The sequence below is a fragment of the Rhodocaloribacter sp. genome (genome assembly GCF_056451265.1).
This window is the reverse complement of record NZ_JBWOPL010000109.1, coordinates 1-22,717: the sequence shown is the minus strand read 5'-3', so window position 1 is coordinate 22,717 and position 22,717 is coordinate 1. Positions and strand designations below refer to the sequence as shown.

Here is a 22,717-nt window from a genome sequence, read left to right as displayed (position 1 = left end):
GCCAGCGAGCGCATGGCGCCCGACGGCGACGTGGTGCGCGGCCTGCTCGGCCGCGTCGCCGTCCTCACCCTCGTCGCAGTCGACCGGGCGGACGAGTGCGGCGGCTTCGGAGGCGCCTTCGCCGTCACCGAAGAGGCCGTCTCGGTCCGGATGGGCCGCGACCGCCTCCGCGACCACCTGGCCCACGGCGCCGAAGTCATCACCGCCACGGATATGTCCTGCCTGATGCACCTGGAAGGGCTGGCCCGTCGCCAGGGCGCCCCGGTGCGCTTCCTCCACATCGCCGAAATCCTGAACGGAAACCGATGAAGCCGCCACCTGCCTCGCCGGATCATGCCGCCGCTGCCTCGGCCTTCCTTGCCGACGAAGCCCGTGCCGGATGGCACGACCGCGCCCTGTGGCTCGTCCGCCGGAAACGCGACCGGGCGGCCGCCGACGTACCGGAATGGGAGACCCTCCGCACGCTGGCTTCCGCCGTCAAGGCCCACACCCTTAGCCGTCTCGACGACTACTTGCTTCAGTTCGAGGCACAGGCCCGGGCCAACGGCTTCGTCGTTCACTGGGCCGAAAACGCCGACGTCCACAACGCGCTCGTCTACGACCTTCTATGCCGGCACGGAGCGCAGCGCATCGTCAAGAGCAAGTCGATGCTGACGGAAGAATGCGGGCTCAACCCGTATCTCGAAGCGCGGGGCATCGAGGTGGTGGATACCGACCTGGGCGAGCGCATCATACAGCTCAGCGGCGAGCCGCCGAGTCACCTCGTCATGCCGGCCATCCACCGGAAGAAGGAGGAGATCGGGGCGCTGTTTCACGCACATCTGGGCACGCCGGAGGGCCTGAGCGACCCCGCGGCCCTCACCGCCGCCGCCCGGACCGACCTCCGCGCCCGCTTCTTCCGGGCCGACGCCGCCCTGACGGGCGTCAACTTCGCCGTAGCCGAGACGGGCGGCTTCGTTGTCTGCACCAACGAGGGCAATGCCGACCTGGGCGTGCACCTGGCCCCGCTCCACATCGCCTCGATGGGTCTCGAAAAAATCATCCCGAAGGCCGAACATCTGGGCATCTTCCTCCGGCTGCTGGCCCGGAGCGCCACCGGCCAGGCCCTTACCGTCTACACCTCGCATTTCCACCGCCCGGCTCCCGGGCAGGCGGTGCATCTGGTGCTGGTAGACAACGGCCGCACCGCGCACCTGGGCCGCGAGGGTTTCCGGGACGCACTCAAATGCATCCGCTGCGGGGCCTGCCTGAACACCTGTCCCGTCTACCGGCGCAGCGGCGGGCACAGCTACGGGGCCGTCCTCCCCGGCCCCATCGGCGCCGTCCTGATGCCGGGCGTCGACCCGGACCGCTACGCCTCGCTCCCTTTCGCCTCCACGCTCTGCGGCTCCTGCAGCGACGTGTGCCCGGTCCGGATCGACCTCCACGGGCAACTCTACCGGTGGCGGCAGGTCCTCGGCCGCAGGGGCCAGGGGGGCGTATCGAAGGCGTGGGGAATGCGGCTGGCCGGCGGTGTGCTGAGCCGCCCCCGCCTCTACCGGATGGCGGGGGCGATTCTGCGCTTTCTCCTCAGACGGCTGCCCCGCCGCGCCCTGGGCCCGTGGGGTCGCCACCGGGAATGGCCCGACCCGCCGGTGGAACGCTTCGGCACGTGGTACGAAAAACAGCGGAGGAGATCATGAGCCGCGAACGCATCCTCAAACGCATCCGACGGAACCGGCCGCCGACCGTCGCGCTGCCGGACGTGCCCGCCTTTGCGCCGTCGTCCGGCGCGCGCAGGGCGCGCTTCATCGCGGCGGTGGAGGTGGCCGCCGGCGCCGTCGTCCGGCTCGACGGCGACGTGGGCGCGTGGGTGCAGCGGGCCTGCCCCGATGCGCGCGGCGTGGCCGCCCGGCTGGACGAAGCCGTCCCGGGCGCCTGGCGGCCCGGTCCCGACACCCCGCCCGAAGCCCTGGCCGACCTGGACCTGTTTCTCTGTAAGGGGACGCTCGGCGTAGCCGAGAACGGCGCCGTATGGGTCGATGAAGCGGCGGCCGGGAGCCGCGCCGCGCTCTTCTTGCCCGAGCACGTGGTCCTCGTCCTGCCGTGCACCGCGCTGGTAGAGACGATGCACGAGGCCTATCGCAGGCTCGACGTACGCGCAGCCGGCTTCGGCGTCTTCATCGCCGGCCCGTCGAAGACGGCGGACATCGCGCAGACGCTCGTCATCGGGGCGCACGGCCCGCGCCGCCTCACCGTGCTGCTCCGCTGACGTGCATCCGTTGACCCCGCCTCGAAATTAATCTCCCGCCCCCTTACTTTCCTGCCCCCTCCCCGCAACCACACCCACCGCTTCGTATGAAAATCGTCACCTTCGGCGAGATCATGCTTCGACTGTCTCCGCCCGGCTTCGCGCGTCTCGTCCAGGCCCCGCAGTTCGACGTCACCTTTGGCGGGGGGGAGGCCAACGTGGCGGCTTCGCTGGCCGCCTACGGCCTGGAAAGCCACTTTCTGACCAAGCTGCCCCGCCACGAGATCGGCCAGGCAGCGCTCAACCACCTCCGGCGCTACGGCGTGCATACCGATGCCGTGGTGCGCGGCGGCGACCGACTGGGTATCTATTTCCTGGAAAACGGCGCCAGCCAGCGACCCTCGAAGGTCCTCTATGACCGTGCCGGCAGCGCCGTCACCACCCTGTCCCCCGGGGAGGTCGACTTCGACGCGCTCTTTGAGGGGGCCTGCTGGTTTCACTGGACGGGCATCACCCCCGCGCTGGGCGAACAACCCCGCCGCACCCTGCGGGCCGCCTGCGAAGCCGCCCGCCGTCATGGCGCCCGGATCAGTTGCGACCTCAACTACCGCTCAAAGCTCTGGTCCGTGGCGGAAGCCCGCGCCGTCATGCAACCGCTCATGGGATGCGTGGACGTCTGCATCGCCAACGAAGAGGACGCCGAGAAGAGCCTGGGACTGACGGCCGGCGGCGCCGACGTAGCGCACGGACGCCTGGAGGAAGCAGGCTATGCCGACCTGGCGCGCCGACTCAGAGAAACGTACGGCTTCCGAACGGTGGCCATCACCCTGCGCGAGAGTTTCTCGGCCTCGCACAACGGCTGGAGCGCTCTGATGCTCGACGACCGCGACTGTTCTGCTCCGTACCGTTCCCGCCGCTATGAAATCACCCTCGTGGACCGCGTCGGCGGCGGCGACGCATTCGCGGGCGGCCTCATCTACGGCCTGCTCACCAAGCGCAACACCCGCGACGCCCTGGAATTCGCCGTGGCGGCTTCCTGTTTGAAGCAAACCATTCCGGGCGACTTCAACCTGGTGTCCGCCGAGGAGGTGGAACGTCTGACGGCCGGCGGCGGGGCCGGGCGGGTCGAGCGATGACCGGTGAACGGCGCAACCGTCGCCCGTGAGTTGCCGGAGACAGGTCTGTTCTTTGGCCTTGTCGGCACGCGCGTGCGGCCCCACGCCGTCACCTGGAAACCAACGGCGACACCGACGATCACGATGAGCACTTCGAGAGCGACGGCGAACCAGTTCTGCGCACCACCGCCGCAGCCATTCGACTGAGGACCGTGTGCGCTCGTCCCGGCCGCGCTGCCGAGGGCTCCCCTCCTGACCCCGCGATAGGTTCATTGGTCCCGGTCATTCGCCAGAAGCTATGGGAACCGCTTGACGGAAGCGATCGCTCGCAATCCGCTATGGCGACCTTTCGACAGGCTAATAAAACGCTTGGGGCGGAGCAATGCCGGAACCGTCGAACACGTTGTCGGCTGCCTTGCGTTGTGATACGCGCTCTCCGAATCAGGGGCGTCAGGGGCGCATGACAAATTGCACTTTGCCGGAATAAGCCTCATGAGGTGAAGCCCTTTGTTGGACCTATACCGGCGATTCTTGAAGTCTCACACGACCCGGATACGGGATCTTTGTGCATGCTGTCACGCGCCCACCGTGTTAACCTCCTCCCCGATCAGGACGGTGACGAAAGTGCTGACGTGGTGGATGGGCTTCGATGAGGTCGGAAGCGGGCAGATCTCGCCCATCGTGTAGAAGCCGACCACAGGCAGGGTCGCGCCGATCTGCGGATAGGAAGCGTAGCGAACAGGGATGATATCCAACGACGGAGTGGAGAGGCTATCCCGGTCGCGAGGAGCGAAGCGTCAGACCGCTGCCCGGGGTGCCTCAAATAGCGCACGTTCGAGATCCCGCGTATGAGAGAGCCACAGCTCCGAACCTGCCGGATCATCAAAGGAACGGCGAAGCGCGCCAAAATTCCCGGTTTCTTTGCGATCCCGGACCGGGTGCGGGCGTACGAGGGCGAGCATGTCGAAGACGGGCAGGTTATTTTTACCCGATCGTTCCCTTTTCGTACCGACGCGCAGCGGACGACGCATTCGCATAGAACTACCAGAACATAAAGCCTTCAACGCCTGATGGAAGCAAAGCAAGTTAACGGCGAGGTGATCCAGATCCTCGGCGCTGTGATTGACGCCCAGTTCCCCGCCGACGCCGTACCTGAAATCCTTGACGCACTCGTCATTGACCGTGAGGACGGCAGCAAGCTGGTGCTCGAAGTGCAGCAGCACCTCGGCGAGAACCGCGTGCGCACCATCGCCATGGATACGACCGACGGTCTCACGCGCGGCACGCCGGTGACGAACACGGGCCGGGCCATCGCCATGCCCACGGGGATGTCCGTGCGCGGCCGCCTGCTCAACGTCGTCGGCCAGGCCATCGACGGGCTGCCCCAGCCCGAGGCCGAGGGCTACCGCCCCATCCATGCCGAGCCGCCGCCGTTCGACGAGCTGGCCACGTCCATCGACATGCTCGAGACGGGCATCAAGGTCATCGACCTCATCCAGCCCATCTCGCGCGGCGGGAAGGTCGGCCTCTTTGGCGGCGCCGGCGTCGGCAAGACGGTGCTCATCATGGAGCTGATCAACAACATCGCCAAGGCGCACGAAGGCCTCTCCGTCTTCGCCGGCGTGGGCGAGCGCACCCGTGAGGGCAACGACCTGCTCCGCGAGATGCTCGAAAGCAAGGTCGTCAACTACGGCGATGCCTTCCTCGAATCGATGGAGAAAGGCGAATGGGACCTCTCGAAGGTGGACATGGACGCCCTTCGCGAGAGCAACATCTCCCTCGTCTTCGGGCAGATGAACGAGCCGCCGGGCGCCCGCGCCCGCGTGGCCCTCTCCGGCCTGACCATCGCCGAGTACTTCCGCGACCTCGGCGGGCGCGACGTGCTCTTCTTCATCGACAACATCTTCCGCTTCACGCAGGCGGGCTCGGAGGTCTCGGCCCTGCTCGGGCGCATGCCCAGCGCCGTGGGCTACCAGCCGACGCTCGCCACCGAGATGGGCGAGATGCAGGAACGCATCACCTCGACGAAGAAAGGCTCGATCACCTCGTTCCAGGCCGTCTACGTGCCGGCGGACGACCTGACCGACCCCGCCCCCGCCACCACCTTCGCCCACCTCGACGCCACGACGGTGCTCTCCCGGCAGATCGCCTCGCTCGGCATCTACCCCGCCATCGACCCGCTCGACTCCACCAGCCGCATCCTCGACCCGAACATCCTGAGCGCCGAACACTACAACACGGCCCAGGACGTCAAGCAGCTCCTGCAGCGGTACAAGGAGCTTCAGGACATCATCGCCATCCTCGGCATGGACGAACTCTCGGACGAGGACAAGCTCGTCGTGCAGCGCGCCCGCCGCGCCCAGCGCTACATGAGCCAGCCTTTCTTCGTCGCCCAGCAGTTCACCGGCTTCGAGGGCAAGTACGTCAAGATCGACGACACCATTCGCGGTTTCCGCATGATCCTCGACGGCGAACTCGATTACCTGCCCGAACGCGCCTTTGCCTACAAGGGCGTCATCGAGGAAGTGATCGAGGCCGGCGAGCGGATGCTCAAGGAAGAAGGTTAACCCAACCCCGTGGCGCGGAGCCGCCGACCGGCCCTCCGCCTCACGCATGCCACAGGAGAACATGGCTGGAAATCTTTACGTGGACATCGTCTCGCCGGACGGCAGCGTCTTTCGCGGCGACGCGCAGGGCGTCAAGGCGCCGGGCGTGCAGGGATCCTTCGAGGTGCTTTTCAACCACGCGCCCATGATCGCTGCCTTCGACATCGGCCCGCTCGTGATCGTCGAGCCCTCCGGGCAGGAGATCCTCTTCGCCACGAGCGGCGGCTTCCTCGAAGTGCTCAACAACACGGTGACGGTGCTCGCCGAGACGGCCGAGCCGTCGTCGGCCATCGACGTCGAGCGGGCGAAGGCCGCCGAAGCGCGCGCCCTCGAACGCCTCCGCCGGCTCGAAGGCGCCGAGCGGGAACGCGCCCAGCGCGCCCTCGAACGCGCGCGCAACCGCCTCCGCGTGGCCATGGGCCGCGTCGGAACCCGCGTGTCCCCTTCGTGACCGGACGACGCCGAACGACGCGCACAAACCCGCACAAAGCCCGGAGGATCGCCCATCCTCCGGGCTTTTTCGTATCATGACGGACGCCGCTGCCGTGCCCCGTCCACACCACCTTCCACCGACGCTTCCGCCGGAGAAACCCCCGCCGAGCCGGAAGCGTTGGCTTCTCTACCCGGCGTAAGCGCCGGAGCGCATACAGACGAAGAAGCCTTCCCGCCCCGCCCTTCCGCACCCCCCGAAGCGCCAGCGACCGATGCCGACGACGACCCAACCCCTCCCCGAGACGAGCGCCCGGACGCTTGACACCCTCGCGACCCCGGCCGTGCTCATCGAGCGACGGAGGCTCGCAAACAACCTCGCCCGGATGCAGGCAAAAGCGGACGCGCAGGGGGTGCGCCTGCGCCCGCATACGAAGACGCACAAGTCCGTGGCGCTGGCGCGACGGCAACTCGAAGGCGGCGCGCACGGCCTCACCGTCGCCAAGCCCGGCGAGGCGGAAGTCTTCGTCGAGGCCGGTTTCGACGATGTGCGGCTGGCCTACACCGTCGTCGGCGAGGAGAAGCATGCCCGGCTGCTCCGGCTCATGGACCGGGCGCGGATCTCTTTTTGCGTGGACACGCCCGAAGGCGCACGGGCGGCTTCCGAGTTTTACGCCGCCCGCGACCGCCGCGCCGAGGCGCTCGTGGAGGTGGATTGCGGCTATGGCCGTTGCGGCGTGCGATGGGACCGGCCCGAAAGCGTCGACTTCGTGCGTTTCGTCGCCTCCCTGCCGGGGCTGCGGCTCGCGGGCCTCCTCACCCACGCGGGGCAGTCGTACCACGGCCCGTGCGAGTACGAGACGGCCGAGGACGCCCTCCGCCGCGTCAGCGCCGAGGAACGGGACCGCATGCTCGTCTTCGCCGCCGCCCTGCGCGAGGCGGGCGTGCCGGGCGTCACGCCGGAACGCTTCGAAATCAGCATCGGCTCGACGCCCTCGATGCGCTTCTTCGAGAACCGCACCCTCGACGGCTTCCGCATCACCGAGATCCGCCCCGGCAACTACGTCTTCAACGACGCCATGCAGGTCGGCCTCGCCTCCGCCACGCTCGACGACTGCGCCCTCACCGTCCTCGCCACCGTCATCAGCAAGCACCGCGAGACGTCCGGACAGGAACGCCTCTTCCTCGATGCCGGCAAGAAGGTCTTCACCTCCGACATCGGCTATCACACACGGGGGCACGGCATCCTCCTCTACAACGCCCGCACGATGGAGCCGCTTCCGCATGCCCGCATCACGGGCCTCTCCGAAGAGCATGGCTGGGTGCGCGTCCCCGGCGGCTCCACACTGTCCGTCGGCGACCGGGTGCGCGTGACGCCGAACCATGCCTGCGTGGTGGTCAACACCCAGGACACCCTCTACCTCGTCGACGGCGACGACGTGCTCGAAGCCTGGCCCGTCGATGCGCGGGGGCGCGTGCAGTGAGCGCGACGGGGGTTCCCGGAGGGCGCGGATCGCACGTCGCCTTCGCCCCTTCCCATGCCCCCTCCACGCGTGGAAAACTTCTTCGGGCGCACCATCCTCAAGCGCACGCTCCAACGGCTTCCGCCCTCCTCACGTCAGACCGGCGAGGACCTCGGGGCCGTACTTCTCGAAGAGGAAACGCTCGCGGTAGAGGTGGTAGGCGGCCCGGCAGACCTGATCCGTATAGTACGTATTGAACGCGCTCCCGATGACCGCGCCCGTCACGGGTACGGCCTGCGCCAGTTTCGCCTCGGAGAGGTGCAGGCCGAGTTTCTTGACGAGGTTCTCGATGGCCCGCGACATCCCCGCCTGCTCCATCGCGTTCTTGCTCTGGCTCTTCGCCACGCGGGTGGCGACGGAGAGGACGGGCGTCATCGCGACGTCGGCGGCTTTGCTGTCCGAGCGCGAGACGTGGTCGAGGATGCGAAGTGCGAAGAGGCGTTCGGCCGGCTCGGAGACGTCGAAGCCGCAATAGGCGGCGTGCTCCCCGGCCGCGCGGAGGTTGAGCGCCACGAGCGCGATGAGGTCCGGCACGATGCCCGAAGCCCCGGCAAAGCCCGTGGCGGCGCCCTCGACGGCGGCGAGCGCCCGGTACTTGTGCCCGAGACCGTCCATCACCCGGTCCACGGCCGCGAGGTCGAGCCGCCGGATGTGCGCGGGATGACGGACCGGGTGCCCGGACTGCCGGTACTCCTCGTGGATCGCGTCGGCCCACACCGAGTCCTGTGTGATCTCGTTCGTGACCTGAAGCAGCCCCGCCACCACATTCTCGATGGTCCAGTCGACGCCGGGAATCTTTCGCACGAGGTCCGTCACCTCGCCCATGCGGTCCTGCACCCATCCCGCCGCCCGCTTGAGCGCGCTTCGCTCCGGGTTCCGCCATTGCAGAATCCGGCGAAACGCCTCTCGTTCGTACTCGGAGGGACGCAAAGGGGGGGCAGGCAGGGTGTTCATCGCGAAAAGAGGACGGTGTTTTTCCCTTATACGACCGAAGCCGAAAAGGTTGTCGCCCGTCAGTTCAGGATGGGCCAGAAGACGCCGAAGCGGAGTCGTCGTTCCGGGAGCGGATAGTCAGGCACGATGAGGTTGCCGACGAGGAGCCGGGTGCCGCTGAGGATGTTCTCATAGGCGAGGAAGAGCGTCGCCGAGCGGACGCCGCCTTCGAGGTAGAGATCGAGCGTTCCGGAGGCGTTGACGGTGCGGGCGTCGGCTTCGGGCAGGACGAGCAGGCCGGTCTGCGGGTGCAGCGTGCGGCTGCGCATCCGTCCCCAGTACCGCCCCCGCAGGTAGACGTTGAGGTCGAGGTCACCCTGGAAGAGCGGGAAACGAGCGCCGAGGCGGGCCTGCCCGAAAAGCTCCGGGAGCGCGGCGGCGGCCCGCGCCCCGTCCGCCGAGACCGGCGCGCGGAAATGCGTGAGGGTCGGCTGCGCGATGAGGTAGAGGCCGCGCGCGGCGTCGCGCCGGAAGCCGACGTCTCCCGCGACGCCCGCCCGTCGCCACGTCTCCGTGGCCGTGCGCGCGGCCACGGTGTCCCCCGCCGTCACGAACAGGTCGAGCGGGTCTCGGAGTTCGTGGACGAAGCCAAAGGCCGTCAGGTCGAAGGGGCCGAGGCGGACCGAGAAGCCGACGCGCCCCATCGTGAGGCGACCGTCCGGACGCTCGGAGACGGGCACGACGCTTCCGCCGAAGCCGTAGCGGGCGATCCACGAGACCGGCTGTCCCGCATGTGTGCCCTCGGCGAACACGCGCACCGCCGAGAAACGTCCCGTCAGACGCGCGAAGCCGGTCGGGAAGGAGACGCCGTCGCCCCGGTGGTAGCCGCCTTCGAGGATCGCTTCGAACGCGCCGAGGGCGAACGTATCGCGCGCGGCGACGTGAAGCTGTCCCCGGGAGAGGCCGAGCGAGTCCGGCAGCGCCGCGCCCGTCCGGACGACGTCCCGCCAACCCTCGGCGCTCAGGCGCAGCCGATGCCCGCCGAGCCGGAGGTCCTGCGCGAAGCGGAAGCCCAGCCGCCTCATGCGGGCCGTGAGCGTGTCCGACGGGTTCCGGTACTGCAGGCGCTCGTTCGTCCAGAGCCCCGACAGCGTCAGCGCCTCCAGCCCCGGCGCGAGACGCGCGCGGAACGTGGCGGAGAAGTCGTTCCGGAACGTCTCGCGGAGGGCGTCCGGGTTCTCGACCTGCGCCCCGAGTCGCTGAAAGATCGACTCGTACGCCGCGCCGGGGGCCGGGAGCACACCGCCGTGCGCCCCCACCCGCCGCCGGTTGAAGAGGTTCTTCACCTCGACGGACCAGCCGGGACGTTCGTACCGGATCCGTCCGAGCACGAGGCGCGCCCGTCGCAGTCGGCTGCCCGGATACTCCCCTTTCGCCGCATGCCCGCCGTAGCCGAAGAGCACGTTCAGCCGTCCGGGTCGGCCGAGCCACACCGGCCGTCTCCGCTGCGCGTGCATCACGGTCACGCTCTGAAGGCCCGTATTGCTCGTCCAATACCGCATCTCGGTGAGCGGCTGCGGCGTGTCGTAGTCGCGCACCCGCCCGTGAACCGCCACCGGGGCGTCGTCGCGGGCCGCCTGTGTGCGGAGCGGTTCCAGAAAGGTGAAGGGGATCAGGTCGTACCGGGGCCGCCCCGTGATGAGGTCGTTCATCGGCAGCCCGTCCACGAACAGCCCCACGTGGTTCGGGTTCAGCCCGTACGGACTCCACCCGTCCGGCCAGCCCGGCGTTCCGAAGTCATAGACGAACGAGCCGGGCACGCGCCCGAGCATGCCCGGCGGGTCCAGCGCGATCCCGCGCGCCGGCAGCGTCGCGCCCACGGCGTCTCCCGGCTCGGGCGGAGGAAAGCCCACCGGAGCCCGAAGCGTGTCGGCGGGTGCGGTCTGAAGCGTGTCGGCGGGTGCGGCCTGAAGCGTGTCGGCAGGAACGGCTCGAAGCGTGTCGGCGGGAGCGGTGCGGGTCGAGTCCGCCACCTGTCCGAACGACGGCGCCGCGAGACTGCACACGAAGAGCGCCGGGAGCACGCATGCCCGAAGACGCCCGATCCGCCGTGTGCCGTGTGAGGCCTGCAATCGTATGCCCTCCCGTCGCGTCCCGCCCTGACGAAATTATTCCGGAAACAGCCCGAAGAGCCGGCTTTCGATGCGCCCGATGATCTCCATGCGATCCTCATCCCGGTTCACGAAATCGAGTTCGTCCACGTCGATGATCATCTTCGGCCCGGCTTCGTACCGGTCGATCCAGTTCTCATAATGCACATTGAGCCGTTCGAGGTACTCGATGCGGATGCTCGATTCATACTCCCGCCCGCGCGCCTGGATGTGCCGCACGAGCGTCGGCACGGAGGCCCGGAGATACACGAGCAGGTCCGGCGGGCGGAGGTACGAGGTCATGATCTTGAAAAGCTCGGTATAATTCTCGAAATCGCGCCCGGTCATCAGGCCCATCTCATAGAGGTTTCGGGCGAAGATCTCGGCGTCCTCATAGATCGACCGGTCCTGCACGATGGAGTGCGGCGCGGACTCGATCATGCGCTGATGATTGAAGCGGCTTGACAGAAAGAACACCTGAAGGTTGAACGACCACCTTCGCATATCTTCATAAAAATCAGACAGGTACGGATTATCGTCTACCCGTTCGAAATAGGCTTCCCACTTGAAATAGTCGCTCAGGACCTTCGTGAGCGAGCTTTTCCCGGCCCCGATGTTTCCGGCGACGGCGACGTACTTCTTCCCGGCCGTCTGAATGTCGGATGTATTCCCCATGTGTGCAGTGGATGCGGTAGGATGGATCACTTCAAAACCGCGCCCAAGATACGACATGTTCGGCGGTATGCGCGGCGTCGCCTTCGGGGAGTTTGTGAATAACCGGCCCCGCGACGCCCTGCCCCGGCGGTCGAGCGTCTCGCCGGGTCCCTTCCCGCGAGGAAGGCAAACGTCAAACGCTTCGAAGTCCATGGCTCCGAAGCGTTTTCCTCGTGAGGATCGGGCTTTGCAGATCCCCCGTCGTATCCGTAAAACGAAACATCCCCGCAAGTCGAAAACTTACGGGGATGTCGAAGTGCCCAGGAGAGGACTCGAACCTCCACGGCCGTAATGGCCACTAGATCCTGAATCTAGCGCGTCTACCACTTCCGCCACCTGGGCATCGAAGGACGGCAATTCTACGCATTATTCCCGCCCGGCGCAACCCCTGTGAAACCCATCGCTTGTTTTCATAACGACTTCGCAATGCCCGGGTTTCGATGCGAATCCATGACGCGCTCTTGCTTGCCTCCCCCACAATTCCGAGCTTAGCCGGGCGTCCGGTCCCCGGTTTTTTTCATGAAAAACGTCCTCCCATGCGTCCCGGTTCAACGGTTTTCCTCGCTGCCTGTCTCCTTCTGAGCGTCGCACAGCCCGTGCGGGCGCAGGCGCCTCGTCCGATCCCCTACCCGGTCCTTCCCTCGCCGTCGTTCGAGCGCGCCGTCGAACGGGGGACCCGCACCGCCGACGGCATGCCCGGCCCCCGGTACTGGACCAACACCGGCGATTACACCATTCATGCCGAGCTCTCGCCCGACACCCGGATGTTGCGCGGCCAGGAGACCATCCGCTACCACAACCATTCCCCGGACGACCTCGACCGGCTGCTGGTTCACCTGCGCCAGAATCTGCACAAGGAAGGCGTCATCCGCAACCGCCCGCAGCAGCTCACCGGCGGCATGCACCTCTCGGAGGTGCGCTACAACGGAGAGGTCCTGCTCGAACGCACCCCTTCCCGCGCAGCGGTCCCCGGCTACGCCATCGACGGGACGGTGATGCGCCTCATGCTGCCGGAACCCCTTGCCTCGGGGGCGACCGCCACGCTCACGTTCTCCTGGAGCTTCGAAGTGCCCGGCCTCGGCGCGCCGCGCATGGGTCAGGACGGCGAGGTGTTCTACCTGGGCTACTGGTATCCGCAAGTCGCCGTCTATGACGACGTCAACGGGTGGAAGGCCGATCCGTACATGGGCAACGGCGAGTTTTACATGGACTACGGCACGTACGACGTCGCCATCGACGTGCCCGAAGGCTGGCTCGTCGGCGCGACGGGGGTGCTCCGGAACCCCGAGGAGGTCCTCTCCGAGCAGACCCGCGCCCGCCTGGCGATGGCCGCCGACAACCGTGAGAGCGGGGCCGTCGTGCACGTCGTCGAGGCCGAGGACCGCGCCCCCGGGCGCTCCACCGCCGCAAGCGCCTCCGGGCGGCTGACCTGGCGTTTTCACGCCGAGAACGTCCGCGACTTCGCCTTCGGCGCCTCCGCACACTACCTCTGGGACGCCACCACCGCCGAAGTAGGCGACCGCGACGGAGACGGGCAGAACGACTTCGCCATGATCCACGCGCTCTATCGCCCGGAAGCCGAAGCCTGGGACCGCTCCGCCGAGTTCGGCAAGTTCTCCATCGAGTACCTCTCGAAGATGTTCATGCCCTATCCGTATCCTCACATGACGACCGTGGAAGGCATCATCGGCGGCGGGATGGAATACCCGATGATCACCCTCATCGGCGGCGCCCGCAACGACCGCTCGCTCTTCGGCGTCACGTTCCATGAGATCGGGCACATGTGGTTTCCGATGGTCGTCGGGCAGGATGAGAAGCAATACACCTGGATGGACGAGGGGCTGACCTCTTTCAACACCAACGAGGGCGTGGCGGCCTTCTGGAACGTGAACGCCTGGGATCCGGCGCGGCAGGCCTATTACCGCATTGCCGGCACCGGACGCGAGGTGGAGCCCATGCGCCACGCCGACCTCTATCCGCCCAACTCACCGGCGCGGGGCATCGCTTCGTACAGCAAACCGGCTGTGGCCCTGAATGCCCTGCGGGGGCTTTTCGGGCAAGAACGTTTCATGCAAGCCTACCGGGAATACGCCCGCCGGTGGGCCTACAAACACCCGCAGCCGTACGACCTTTTCAACACGTTCGAAGACGTGCTGGGGCAGGACCTCGACTGGTTCTGGACGACGATGTTTTACACGACGTGGACGCTCGATCAGGCCATCGCGCAGGTGGAGCAAGACTCCGACGGCGTCGTCGTCACCGTCGAGGACCGGGGGTTGTCGCCGATGCCGGTCCCCCTCCGCGTCACGTATGCCGACGGGACCGTGGCGGATCGGACCCTGCCGGTCGCAACGTGGCTCGACGGCGCGCGCGAGGCCACGCTTCGCCTGGCGCCGGGCACGGTCGTCCGCGTCGAGATCGACCCGGACCAGTATCTCCCGGACGTCAACCGTGCCAACAACGTGTGGGAGCGTTGAGGAGGGAAACAAGCGGCGCGCGGGAATTGTTGAAAAGGCTGTCAAGAGGCTTGTGCGCTTCGGGAAAGCGCGCTATCTTTGCGTCCGCTCTGGCGAAGCCCCTGCTTCGTCGAGCCTTGTTCATTCCTCGGTAGCTCAATGGTAGAGCATGCGGCTGTTAACCGCAGGGTTGTAGGTTCGAGTCCTACCCGGGGAGCCTAATAGGACGCCGGTCGTCGCAGGACGGTCGGCGTTCCTCATTTTCTCCGTTTTTCCGCCAATTAGTGTGATTATCTCACTCTCCGGACTGGTTCGAAAACTGCCATCCCGGAAGACGAGCTTTGGGGGGAAGATCGAACCAAGCGGCAGATCCCGCGCCTGCCATCCCTCCGGAACGACGCCGATGCTCATATGCACGCATCGATAAACTCTCGCACTTCGTCCATCCTTTCCTCCAGGAAACGGCGCAATACATAGGGGCTCAACGTCTCCATCTCCGCGAGTTGCTCCAACGGTGAAGGCACGGGCACCTTTCTGCCGGAGCCGCCGGACACGGAAGAAACCGACAATTTCTGAGCGAACTCCAGGCCTGCGGCTACCACGAGCACCAGCTTGCGAAGGGACGTATTGCTCACCCGCCCGGGGTCATTATAATACCGAATGATCGCGGCGAACTCCTTCGGCAATCCCCAGTGACGGATGAGCATCGTGCCCAGTTCGATTGCATCCGTTTCGAACCGATTACGCTCCAGCTTGAACGAGGGGGGGACCAGCGCACCCGAGGACGCCGCGTCGCCCACGCTATACCATAGGTCAGCGTAGCTGTCCGGATTATTGCTCAGCAACACGAGGCGGCCCGCCTGGTGCAAAAGCCCTCCCGTAAACGCCCGCTCCGAATCCGGCAGCCTTACGTTTTGGGCCAGGTCCCGTGCAAACGCCGCCGTGGCGATGCTGATCGTCATCAAATGCTTGTAGACCCGTTGCGCACGCGCCGTCCCCACGTCCGCGAAAACCTCCGTCAGGATCTTCATCAAAACGAGATTGCATACCGGCCGGACCCCCAGCAACGTCAGCGCCCGATCCAGGCTCGACACTTCACCCCGCACGCTGAAATAGGCCGAGTTCACGTGCGAGAGCACCCAACTCGCCATGATCGGATCCGTAGCCAGCACGACCTGAAGACGCTCCATATCCGGACTGACACTCGTGCCCGAAAGAACCTCCACGATCTCAGACAGGTTGCCCGGCAATGGCGGGAGCTTCATCTCGTTTTTTCGAACGGGCTTTACCTCGGCCACCACGCCTGCCGGCTTATCGAAAGCGGTTTGGAGTATTTCCAGCAATTTTTTCCACGAAAAGGGTTTGCTGATAAATTCGTCAAAACCCTTCGCCAGAAACTGCTCCCGATCCTCCGGCAAGCCGTATGCAGTACAGGCCACGGCCGGCACCCGCTCATACTCGGGCCGGTTCCTCAGTTCATGCAAGAGGTCTTCACCCGTGCGTTGCTCACCCAGGTTAATGTCGAGCATTAGTGCATCGAAGGTCGTTGCGGCGGCCTTTTCAAGCGCCTCTTCCACACTGGACGCTGTCGCCACCTCGTATTGTTTCTCCAGCATACGCTTGAGCACAAACCGTGTGCTTTTATCGTCCTCCACTACGAGGATCCGGCGCTTGCGCGTCTCCGCTTGGGATGCGGATGCTTTCTGCCTCTCTCCGTTTGTTCCGGCCTTCTCCGTATCGCTTTCTCGCGGGGGCGCGATTGTTTCGACCCGGCTCCTCTCCGTTTCGTCCGGCGGCAAGTCTGCTTCGTGCTGCGGCGTGGCTGCCTTCTCCCGCGGGACACCGGCTAGATCCGGAGTCCGCTCCTCGATCGAACCGGCCTCCGAGACGCGGCGCGGCAGACGAACCGTGAAGGCACTGCCTTTCCCACGCTCACTTTCCACCGAAATCTCACCGCCCATCAGTTCCACCAATCGCTTCGTGATCGACAGGCCCAGGCCACTGCCCTCATGTGTTCGCGCCAACCCGCTCGATTCTTGCCGAAACTCCTCAAACAGATGGGGCAGAAAAACCTCGCTGATGCCGATGCCGGTGTCCGTCACTCGAATCGTTACCGCCGGTCCCTCGGCTTCTACACCGACCACCACCCCGCCCTCCTTCGTGAACCTGACGGCGTTCGATATCAGGTTCATCAGCACGCGGTTGACGGCCGCGCGATCCTGTTCCACCTCGATCGGCTCCTCAGGCAAAGCGAGCGAGAGCGAGAGTCCCTGCTGCAGCGCCTGCTCTCGAAACAACGGGGCCGTCGTCCGGACCTGCTCCACGAGGTCGAAGGGCTCCGGTCTCATCTGTAAACTTCCCCCCTCCAGCTGGGTCAGATCCAGCACGGAAGTGAGCGTCTCCAACAGGCGCGAAGCGCCGGCCTGGATCAGTTTGACCAGTTCCTGCTGGGCAGGACCGACCTCGTCCACCAGAAGATCCGCCACCCCGGTTATGGCCGAGAGCGGCGTACGGATCTCGTGACTCATGCACGCCAGAAAGCTTGATTTGAGGCGACTGAGTTCTTCCGCTCGCTGCTTCGCCTCTAGCAGAGCGGCTTCATACTGCTTCCGCTCGGTGATGTCGACCCCCAGCGCCAGCACGTGATTGATCCGTCCGTCCGAATCGGCGATCGGGCGTTTGAACACCTGAAGAATATGCCGGCTTCCTCCGGCATCGACGATTTCCAATTCCGGAATGACCTTTTCGACGCCGGAATCCATCACCTCGAGATCGTCTCTGTGGAAACGCGCTATTTCTTCCGGTGTGGCCCGGGTTTCCGCATCGGTTTTGCCCTTCAGGTCTTCCACCGTGGTCTCGTAGGCATCCGCCGCCGCCTGGTTGACCAGGGTGAAGCGCCCGGCCCGGTCCTTTACGAAAATCCAATGGGGAATGGTGTCGATGACCTGCCGCAGAAAAACGGTCTGTTGCTTCAACTCGTCTTCGGCCTGCTGCTTCTGCCGGCGAAGTTCCTGCTCTTGCAGGACCCGCCGGATCGCTTCTCCGAGCCTTGCAAGCCGGTCCTTGAGCAGGTAATCCGCCGCACCATGCCGGAGCGCGGCCACGGCAAGCTCTTCCCCAAGCGCCCCGCTGACGATAATGAAGGGGATATCGAGGTCTTGCTCTTTCAAAAGCGCCAGCGCTTGCATGGCATCGAACTGCGGCAGATGGTAGTCGGCCAGAATCAGATCGGGGCGCGCGCGAAGAGCGTTCAGGTAGGCCGTGGGCGTCTCCACCCGATGGACCTCGACTCGGAAGTCGCCTCGTTCGAGTTCGTGCCGTATCAAAACGGCGTCATCGGGATCGTCTTCGAGCAAGAGCACGCGCAGATACTTCTTCATGGTCCCTCTCCACCCCTCAGGATGATGGTTTGATTCTTAAATTCCGTATCGGGCGCGCGCAATTCCATGGCGACCCGGCCAAAGGGGTTGCTTCCTTTTTGACCCGGGTAGCCACGGCTTTGACCCGGGTAGCCACGGCCCGCGGGCCGCACCAGGCATAAGGAACAACCTGATTGGAAAGCAACCCAACGCATCTCTTTCGCCATGCCCGGGAAGACTCGCCCCCGAATCCTTGCATCGGGTGATATTTTCCGCAGTGTCTCATCGAAACGACGGTTGGGACGTACGGCGAACCGAACTCCATGAAGACGACCACCGGACCGCCTGCATGTCGGGTACGCTAGGGCGTGGGCACTTCGTTGAGCAGCAGCCAATATAGACCAATCGTGCGCATGGCCTGGCTGAACTGCACAAAGTCTACCGGCTTGACGATATAACTGTTGACGCCCAGCCGGTAGCTATCCACCAGGTCTTGCTCCTCGCGCGAGGCCGTCATGACGACCACCGGAACGGCCTGCGTGCGCGGGTCCTCTTTGAGCCGGCGCAAGACCTCCAGGCCGTCTACCAGAGGCAATTTCAAATCGAGGAGGATCACGCGTGGCGTCTGCTTGTCTCGTCCGGCATAGGCTCCTCTGGAGAACATGTAATCGAGCGCGGCGGCTCCGTCCCGAACGACGAGGATGCGATTGGCAATGTGGTGCTGTTCCAGTGCGTTAAGGGCCATTTCGATATCGTCCGGGTTGTCCTCAACCAGCAAAATTTCTACGGGATGTTCAATCGTCATCGTCCTCAGGTTTTTTGCTAAGGGTAAAGTAGAAGGTAGCGCCTTCGCCGGGCCGGGCCTCGGCCCAGATACGCCCGGCGTGTCGTTGGATGATGTTCTGCACGAGGGCCAGCCCCACGCCCGTACCCTCGTAATCTTCGGCCCGGTGGAGCCGTTGGAAAACGCCGAAGAGTTTATCGGCATACTGCATGTCAAAACCGACGCCGTTGTCGGATACGAAGTAGACCGTGCGCCCGTCCTCGAACGAGGATCCCACCCGGATCCGGGCCTCCGCGCGGCGACGGGTATATTTCAAGGCATTGCCGAGCAGGTTGGCATAAACCTGTTTGAGCAGCGCCGGATCGGCCAAACAACGGGGCAGGTCCGCAACTTCGATCTCCACCCGGCGACCCTCCCGCATGGCATCGAGGTCTTCGAGCACCTCCCGCACGATGCGTGCGGGCTCGACGGTCCGCCGCTTGAGTTCCTTACGGCTCAACCGTGAGAAGCGCAGCAGATCGTCCACCAGGGCTCCCATCTTGAGAACGTTTGCCTCAATCCGCTTGAGATAGTGCTCCGCCTTGGGACTGAGCATCTCGGTGTGCTGCTCCATCAGGATTTTGGAGAAGCCCGCCATGGCGCGCAGCGGAGCCCGCAGGTCGTGCGACACCGAATAAGAAAAGGCTTCGAGTTGAGCCGTTCGCTCGACCACCCGCCGCTCCAGGTCCTCGTTTAACTTCAGGATCTCTTCCTCGGCCTCCTTGCGCCTGGTCACGTCCATGACGATGCCCACGAACACCGGCGTCCGCCCCAGGAACGACTGCTGGAGATACACCTCGACGGGATACGACGACCCGTCCTTGCGGCGATGACTCGTCGAAAACTGAACCTGCTCCTGCTTCCCCTCGATCAACGGTTCCACCAACTCGGAAAACGAGGCAGCCGTGAAAGCCGGGTTCAGATCCAGCGGCGTCATCCGCCGCAACTCGTCGAGGCCATAGCCGAGGTTTTCACGGGCGCCCCGATTGACCTGAATATATCGAAGGGTATCCGCATCAAAGATGTAGACCTCGTTGAGCGAGTCCTCCAGGATCCGGCCGATCCGGGTCTCTCGTTCCTCAGCCTGCACCCGCTCGGTAATGTTCTCATGCGAGACGACGATGCGAACGGTATCTCCCTGGGAGAACCGGTTAACCCGCAGGACAAACCATCGCTCCTCCCCGGGGGAATGGCAGGGGTACTCCATGCTGAACGTGTCGATTCGAGGAGCCATCACTGCGCGTATGCCTGTCAGCGCTTTATCCGCTCCCTCCCTCCCCCTGCCCGTGGCAGCCTGGCACACAGCCAGGTAATTGACACCGACCCCAACGCGTCTCGGGTCGCCGAGATTGGCTTCGGCGAACCGGCGCCATGCTGCGTTAACGGCAATGATCACCCCCTCTTCGTCCAATACCGCGATGTGGGCCGAAAGCGCGTTGAGCGTTGAATGAAGAAAACGCTGCGATTCCTCCAGGGCTTCCTCCGCATGCTTGCGCTCCACAATCTCTCGCTTGAGCGCTTCATACTGTGCCGTGATCTGAGCCGTGCGTTCGAGGACGCGTCGCCCCAGAGAAACGTTCAGCGTGCGAATTTCCTCTTCCCACCTCTTGCGCTCGGTGATGTCGCGGAGGATGCCGGTAAAGATGCGCCGGTTGCCCAGGCGCACTTCACTGACCGAGAGATCTAACGGAAAGCTTGTGCCGTCCTTGCGACGCCCGATCACTTCTCGCCCGATTCCAATGATCATCTTCCGCCCCGAATCCAGATAGTTCCGGAGATAATCATCGTGCTCTTCCCGATAAGGCGACGGCATGAGCATGCTCACATTTTGCCCGAGCGCCTCCTCGGCGCTATACCCGAAAAGGCCTTCGGCAGCCTTGTTGAACGTCTCGATGATGCCGCGCTCGTCAATGGTGACGATCGCATCGACGGTCGATGCGAGAATGGCTTGAGACTTCGCCTCGCTCTCTTGCAGGCTCTGCTTCACCTGCTTGCGCTTGGTGATCTCTTCGACCAGCTTTCTGGCTCGATGCGCTGCCGTCTGGGTGAGCAGGATCGTAAGCGCCAACATCAGGGTCAGCAAGAGTCCCACCGCCAATGTCACTTCGGGGAGCGGGGATCGAATCTCGGACAAAAGGTTCGGCTCCGGCCAGATCCGCATCCGCCACGTCGTCCCCGGCAACACAATATTCGTCTCATAACTCCAGGCGGCTTCATACCGCCCGTTTCCGTGCCGGTACACTTCTTCCCCTTCGTCAATAACAGCGATGGCATAGCCGAAACCGGAGTCCATGCGCGTGAACGCACGGAGGATTTCTTCGAGGCGAAAGACGCCGAGGATGAACCCGGCGGTGGCGTCCCCCTCGATAATGGGTACGGCTACCTGCAGCCCCTTCCCTCCCTGCTCCAGGTCAAAGACATGGCTGACCGTCATCGCACGGTGGTCCCGCACTCGTTCCAGCGGCGCCTTCCGAAACCCTTCCGGACCGCGGGCGCCGCCGCTGCCCTCCCGCGCTACGACCCACGCTTCGCGTAAGGAAGCGGAGACCCACGCCAGAGTTTGCAGGTTGGAGTAGTCCCGAACGATGTTCTGTGCGTCGGCCTTCCACTCTGCCTCCGCCGGCCGATGCACCTCCCACCGCCGAGCCATGCGCGCCAACGCCAGAAATTCCGTTTCCAGCCGCGCCGTGATTTTACTCTCGGCCATGGCGCCCGACAGCTCGAGCACACGCGCGACGTGTGCATCCTCCTGTACAACCATCACCCGCCAGAGAACCAGCGTAGCCGCAAAACCGAACAAGACTGCGATGAAGCCGATCCAACGAAGCCATTGCTCTGATCTCCAGAAGGGCAATATGCGAAACGTCAAGACGATCATGAAGGAATCAAAGAACGGGAAGACGCCGAACAGCGGAGTCGTTCAGGCCAGGAAGCCAAACGCAGCCCGGAATACGCCGTTGTATGTGGTGTTTTAAGGGGTGGCGCTCGCTTTGAAGCATAGCGCGACGCGGGTTTCGATCCCCCGACCCAGGCTTATGTCTCAAAAATGAAATTCTGCAAGGCGAACGAAAAAGACTCGTGGCAATATCTTTGTAATATGCTTCGAGGGCATCCTTAGGTCCCCGACAGAAAGAAAGCACGACTCTCCTCAGGTTACACCCCAGGTTCAGACCGTCGATCAGATCAAGACGGAGTTCCTTTCGTGGCAGGGCATACCACTCCAGTGGCCGGCTCAATTTGAAGATGCCCGGATGCACCGCCACCCCGAGCCGGGCTCGGCCAAACCATAAACCTGACACGACTTGCATAAAATCCCATCCATCCGTTTCCCGACAAACGAGAAAGAATCATAGAACGCGACGTCTCCGTCACGCCTGAAGCCTAACCCCCGCGTGAAAAACTCGTATTCGAATCCGATACCGAGCCCAGTGGCAGCCCTGTTCGGATGACTCAAGAATTGCCCCCAAACCTCATCAGATGACGTCGCTCCTGCGTGATTAGACGCCGTGCCGCATCAGACCCTCATGTCTCATTCCCTGTCATGCCAACCAACCATGCACCGTAAAGATACGGCTTGCCGGAATTGCTTCCTCAAGTTACGCGCCGGGTAGCTTGAGAGTTAATGGAAATCCGTTTGTGAAACAGGCATGAGGAGAACAAAACGGAAAGCGCCCCGGTTCCGCCCCTGCGGACCGGTCCGGCGCCCCGGTTCGACCGGCTGCTGATCACTATCGCCCCCCCACGACGCGAGCGCAACGACGGACCGAACGCAAACGACGAGCCGCGCCGGCCGCTACCTCCGCCGGTGCGACGACGGCATCCGCTTCACCGCCGGCAGCGGCCTGCGCCTGGACGAGCTCTGCGCGCTCCAGTGGAAGGACGTGCCCCTTGCACGAGGGCTGATCGTCGTCCGCTCGATGCCGCCCACCGCACCAGGAGCGGGGACGGCCGGATCGTACTGATTGCCCCAATGGCTGCCGAGATGCTGCGCCGGCTCAGCGTGGGGAAGGAAATGCCCGGCGAGGCCTACGTGTTCGGAGGAACAAGGGGCGCCCCCTTTCTTATCAACTTTCCCGCCGCCCCTTTCGGAAGTACCGGCGATTGGTTAATCTCTCCGAGTCGCCGGCGTTCCACAGCCTGCGGAAGACCTACGGCGGCGTGCAGACCTCCGACGGCATGCCCATTTTCCGTATCCAGAACCTCCTCGGCCACAACGACGAGCGCATCACCGCCGAGATCTACGCCGACGTGCTGCGGAAAGGGTGTGTGATGAATTGCACGTTTCCAGAGTAAGCCTCGTAAGGCGAAGGCGTTCATTAGACCAATATCGCCGATTCTTTAAGTCCCATACGATCCCCATACGGGATATTTATGCATTC

15 protein-coding genes, 2 tRNA genes and 1 pseudogene are annotated in these 22,717 nt (G+C 64.6%); 10 read left to right on the top strand and 8 right to left on the bottom strand.

Translation table 11 applies throughout. The annotated features are described in order from the left end of the window. The 4 genes from AC1HIY_RS16505 to AC1HIY_RS16490 form a co-directional block, all read left to right on the top strand. Positions 1-309, top strand: a 309-nt coding sequence (locus AC1HIY_RS16505) for a heterodisulfide reductase-related iron-sulfur binding cluster (RefSeq protein ID WP_479577898.1), incomplete at its 5' end; no start/stop codon positions are given. Further along, positions 306-1,682 (top strand): lactate utilization protein B, encoded by a 1,377-nt coding sequence (locus AC1HIY_RS16500; protein WP_479577897.1) that lies wholly within the window; start codon positions 306-308, stop codon positions 1,680-1,682. The genes AC1HIY_RS16505 and AC1HIY_RS16500, both read left to right, overlap by 4 nt. Next, positions 1,679-2,251: a LutC/YkgG family protein gene (locus AC1HIY_RS16495; RefSeq protein WP_479577896.1), complete on the top strand. Its 573-nt coding sequence runs from the start codon at positions 1,679-1,681 to the stop codon at positions 2,249-2,251. The genes AC1HIY_RS16500 and AC1HIY_RS16495 overlap by 4 nt, the downstream gene beginning before the upstream one ends. Positions 2,252-2,337: 86 nt before the next feature. Further along, entirely contained in the window at positions 2,338-3,366 is a 1,029-nt protein-coding gene (locus tag AC1HIY_RS16490; RefSeq protein ID WP_479577895.1) for a PfkB family carbohydrate kinase, read from the top strand. Positions 3,367-3,920: 554 nt separating this feature from the next. On the opposite strand, the gene AC1HIY_RS16485 is transcribed toward AC1HIY_RS16490, so the two are convergent. Then, positions 3,921-4,100 (bottom strand): hypothetical protein, encoded by a 180-nt coding sequence (locus AC1HIY_RS16485; RefSeq protein WP_479577894.1) that lies wholly within the window; start codon positions 4,098-4,100, stop codon positions 3,921-3,923. A gap of 315 nt (positions 4,101-4,415) precedes the next feature. Here AC1HIY_RS16485 and atpD point away from each other — a divergent pair, with 315 nt between their 5' ends. From atpD to AC1HIY_RS16470, 3 genes are all read left to right on the top strand, one after another. After that, on the top strand, positions 4,416-5,912 hold the full coding sequence (gene atpD / locus AC1HIY_RS16480) for a F0F1 ATP synthase subunit beta (RefSeq protein ID WP_479577893.1): 1,497 nt from the start codon (positions 4,416-4,418) through the stop codon (positions 5,910-5,912). A gap of 61 nt (positions 5,913-5,973) precedes the next feature. Continuing rightward, on the top strand, positions 5,974-6,402 hold the full coding sequence (gene atpC / locus AC1HIY_RS16475) for an ATP synthase F1 subunit epsilon (RefSeq protein WP_479577892.1): 429 nt from the start codon (positions 5,974-5,976) through the stop codon (positions 6,400-6,402). A 253-nt stretch (positions 6,403-6,655) separates the two neighbouring features. Next, positions 6,656-7,864, top strand: coding sequence for an alanine racemase (locus tag AC1HIY_RS16470; RefSeq protein ID WP_479577891.1), 1,209 nt, complete (start codon positions 6,656-6,658; stop codon positions 7,862-7,864). A 129-nt stretch (positions 7,865-7,993) separates the two neighbouring features. On the opposite strand, the gene AC1HIY_RS16465 is transcribed toward AC1HIY_RS16470, so the two are convergent. From AC1HIY_RS16465 to AC1HIY_RS16450, 4 genes are all read right to left on the bottom strand, one after another. After that, positions 7,994-8,857 (bottom strand): EcsC family protein, encoded by an 864-nt coding sequence (locus AC1HIY_RS16465; protein ID WP_479577890.1) that lies wholly within the window; start codon positions 8,855-8,857, stop codon positions 7,994-7,996. Between the two features lie 59 nt (positions 8,858-8,916). Continuing rightward, the gene (locus AC1HIY_RS16460; RefSeq protein ID WP_479577889.1) at positions 8,917-10,920 is read right to left on the bottom strand and encodes a TonB-dependent receptor; all 2,004 of its coding nucleotides are present in this window, start codon (positions 10,918-10,920) and stop codon (positions 8,917-8,919) included. An 84-nt stretch (positions 10,921-11,004) separates the two neighbouring features. Further along, entirely contained in the window at positions 11,005-11,661 is a 657-nt protein-coding gene (locus AC1HIY_RS16455; RefSeq protein WP_479577888.1) for a deoxynucleoside kinase, read from the bottom strand. A 296-nt stretch (positions 11,662-11,957) separates the two neighbouring features. Further along, positions 11,958-12,042 (bottom strand) — tRNA-Leu (locus AC1HIY_RS16450). Positions 12,043-12,236: 194 nt separating this feature from the next. On the opposite strand from AC1HIY_RS16450, the gene AC1HIY_RS16445 reads away from it, so the two are divergent. After that, the gene (locus AC1HIY_RS16445) at positions 12,237-14,177 is read left to right on the top strand and encodes a M1 family metallopeptidase (protein ID WP_479577887.1); all 1,941 of its coding nucleotides are present in this window, start codon (positions 12,237-12,239) and stop codon (positions 14,175-14,177) included. 124 nt (positions 14,178-14,301) lie between these two features. Next, positions 14,302-14,373: transfer RNA gene (locus AC1HIY_RS16440), tRNA-Asn, on the top strand. A 190-nt stretch (positions 14,374-14,563) separates the two neighbouring features. On the opposite strand, the gene AC1HIY_RS16435 is transcribed toward AC1HIY_RS16440, so the two are convergent. From AC1HIY_RS16435 to AC1HIY_RS16425, 3 genes are all read right to left on the bottom strand, one after another. After that, entirely contained in the window at positions 14,564-17,536 is a 2,973-nt protein-coding gene (locus AC1HIY_RS16435; protein ID WP_479577886.1) for an HDOD domain-containing protein, read from the bottom strand. Positions 17,537-17,876: 340 nt separating this feature from the next. Continuing rightward, complete coding sequence (locus AC1HIY_RS16430) at positions 17,877-18,320, bottom strand: response regulator (RefSeq protein ID WP_479577885.1); 444 nt, start codon at positions 18,318-18,320, stop codon at positions 17,877-17,879. After that, positions 18,310-21,216, bottom strand: coding sequence for a PAS domain S-box protein (locus AC1HIY_RS16425; RefSeq protein ID WP_479577884.1), 2,907 nt, complete (start codon positions 21,214-21,216; stop codon positions 18,310-18,312). Before AC1HIY_RS16425 ends, AC1HIY_RS16430 begins: the two co-directional genes overlap by 11 nt. Positions 21,217-22,388: 1,172 nt before the next feature. On the opposite strand from AC1HIY_RS16425, the pseudogene AC1HIY_RS16420 reads away from it, so the two are divergent. Beyond that, positions 22,389-22,631: pseudogene (locus AC1HIY_RS16420) on the top strand (tyrosine-type recombinase/integrase); the annotation flags it as partial. Positions 22,632-22,717 lie beyond the last annotated feature (86 nt).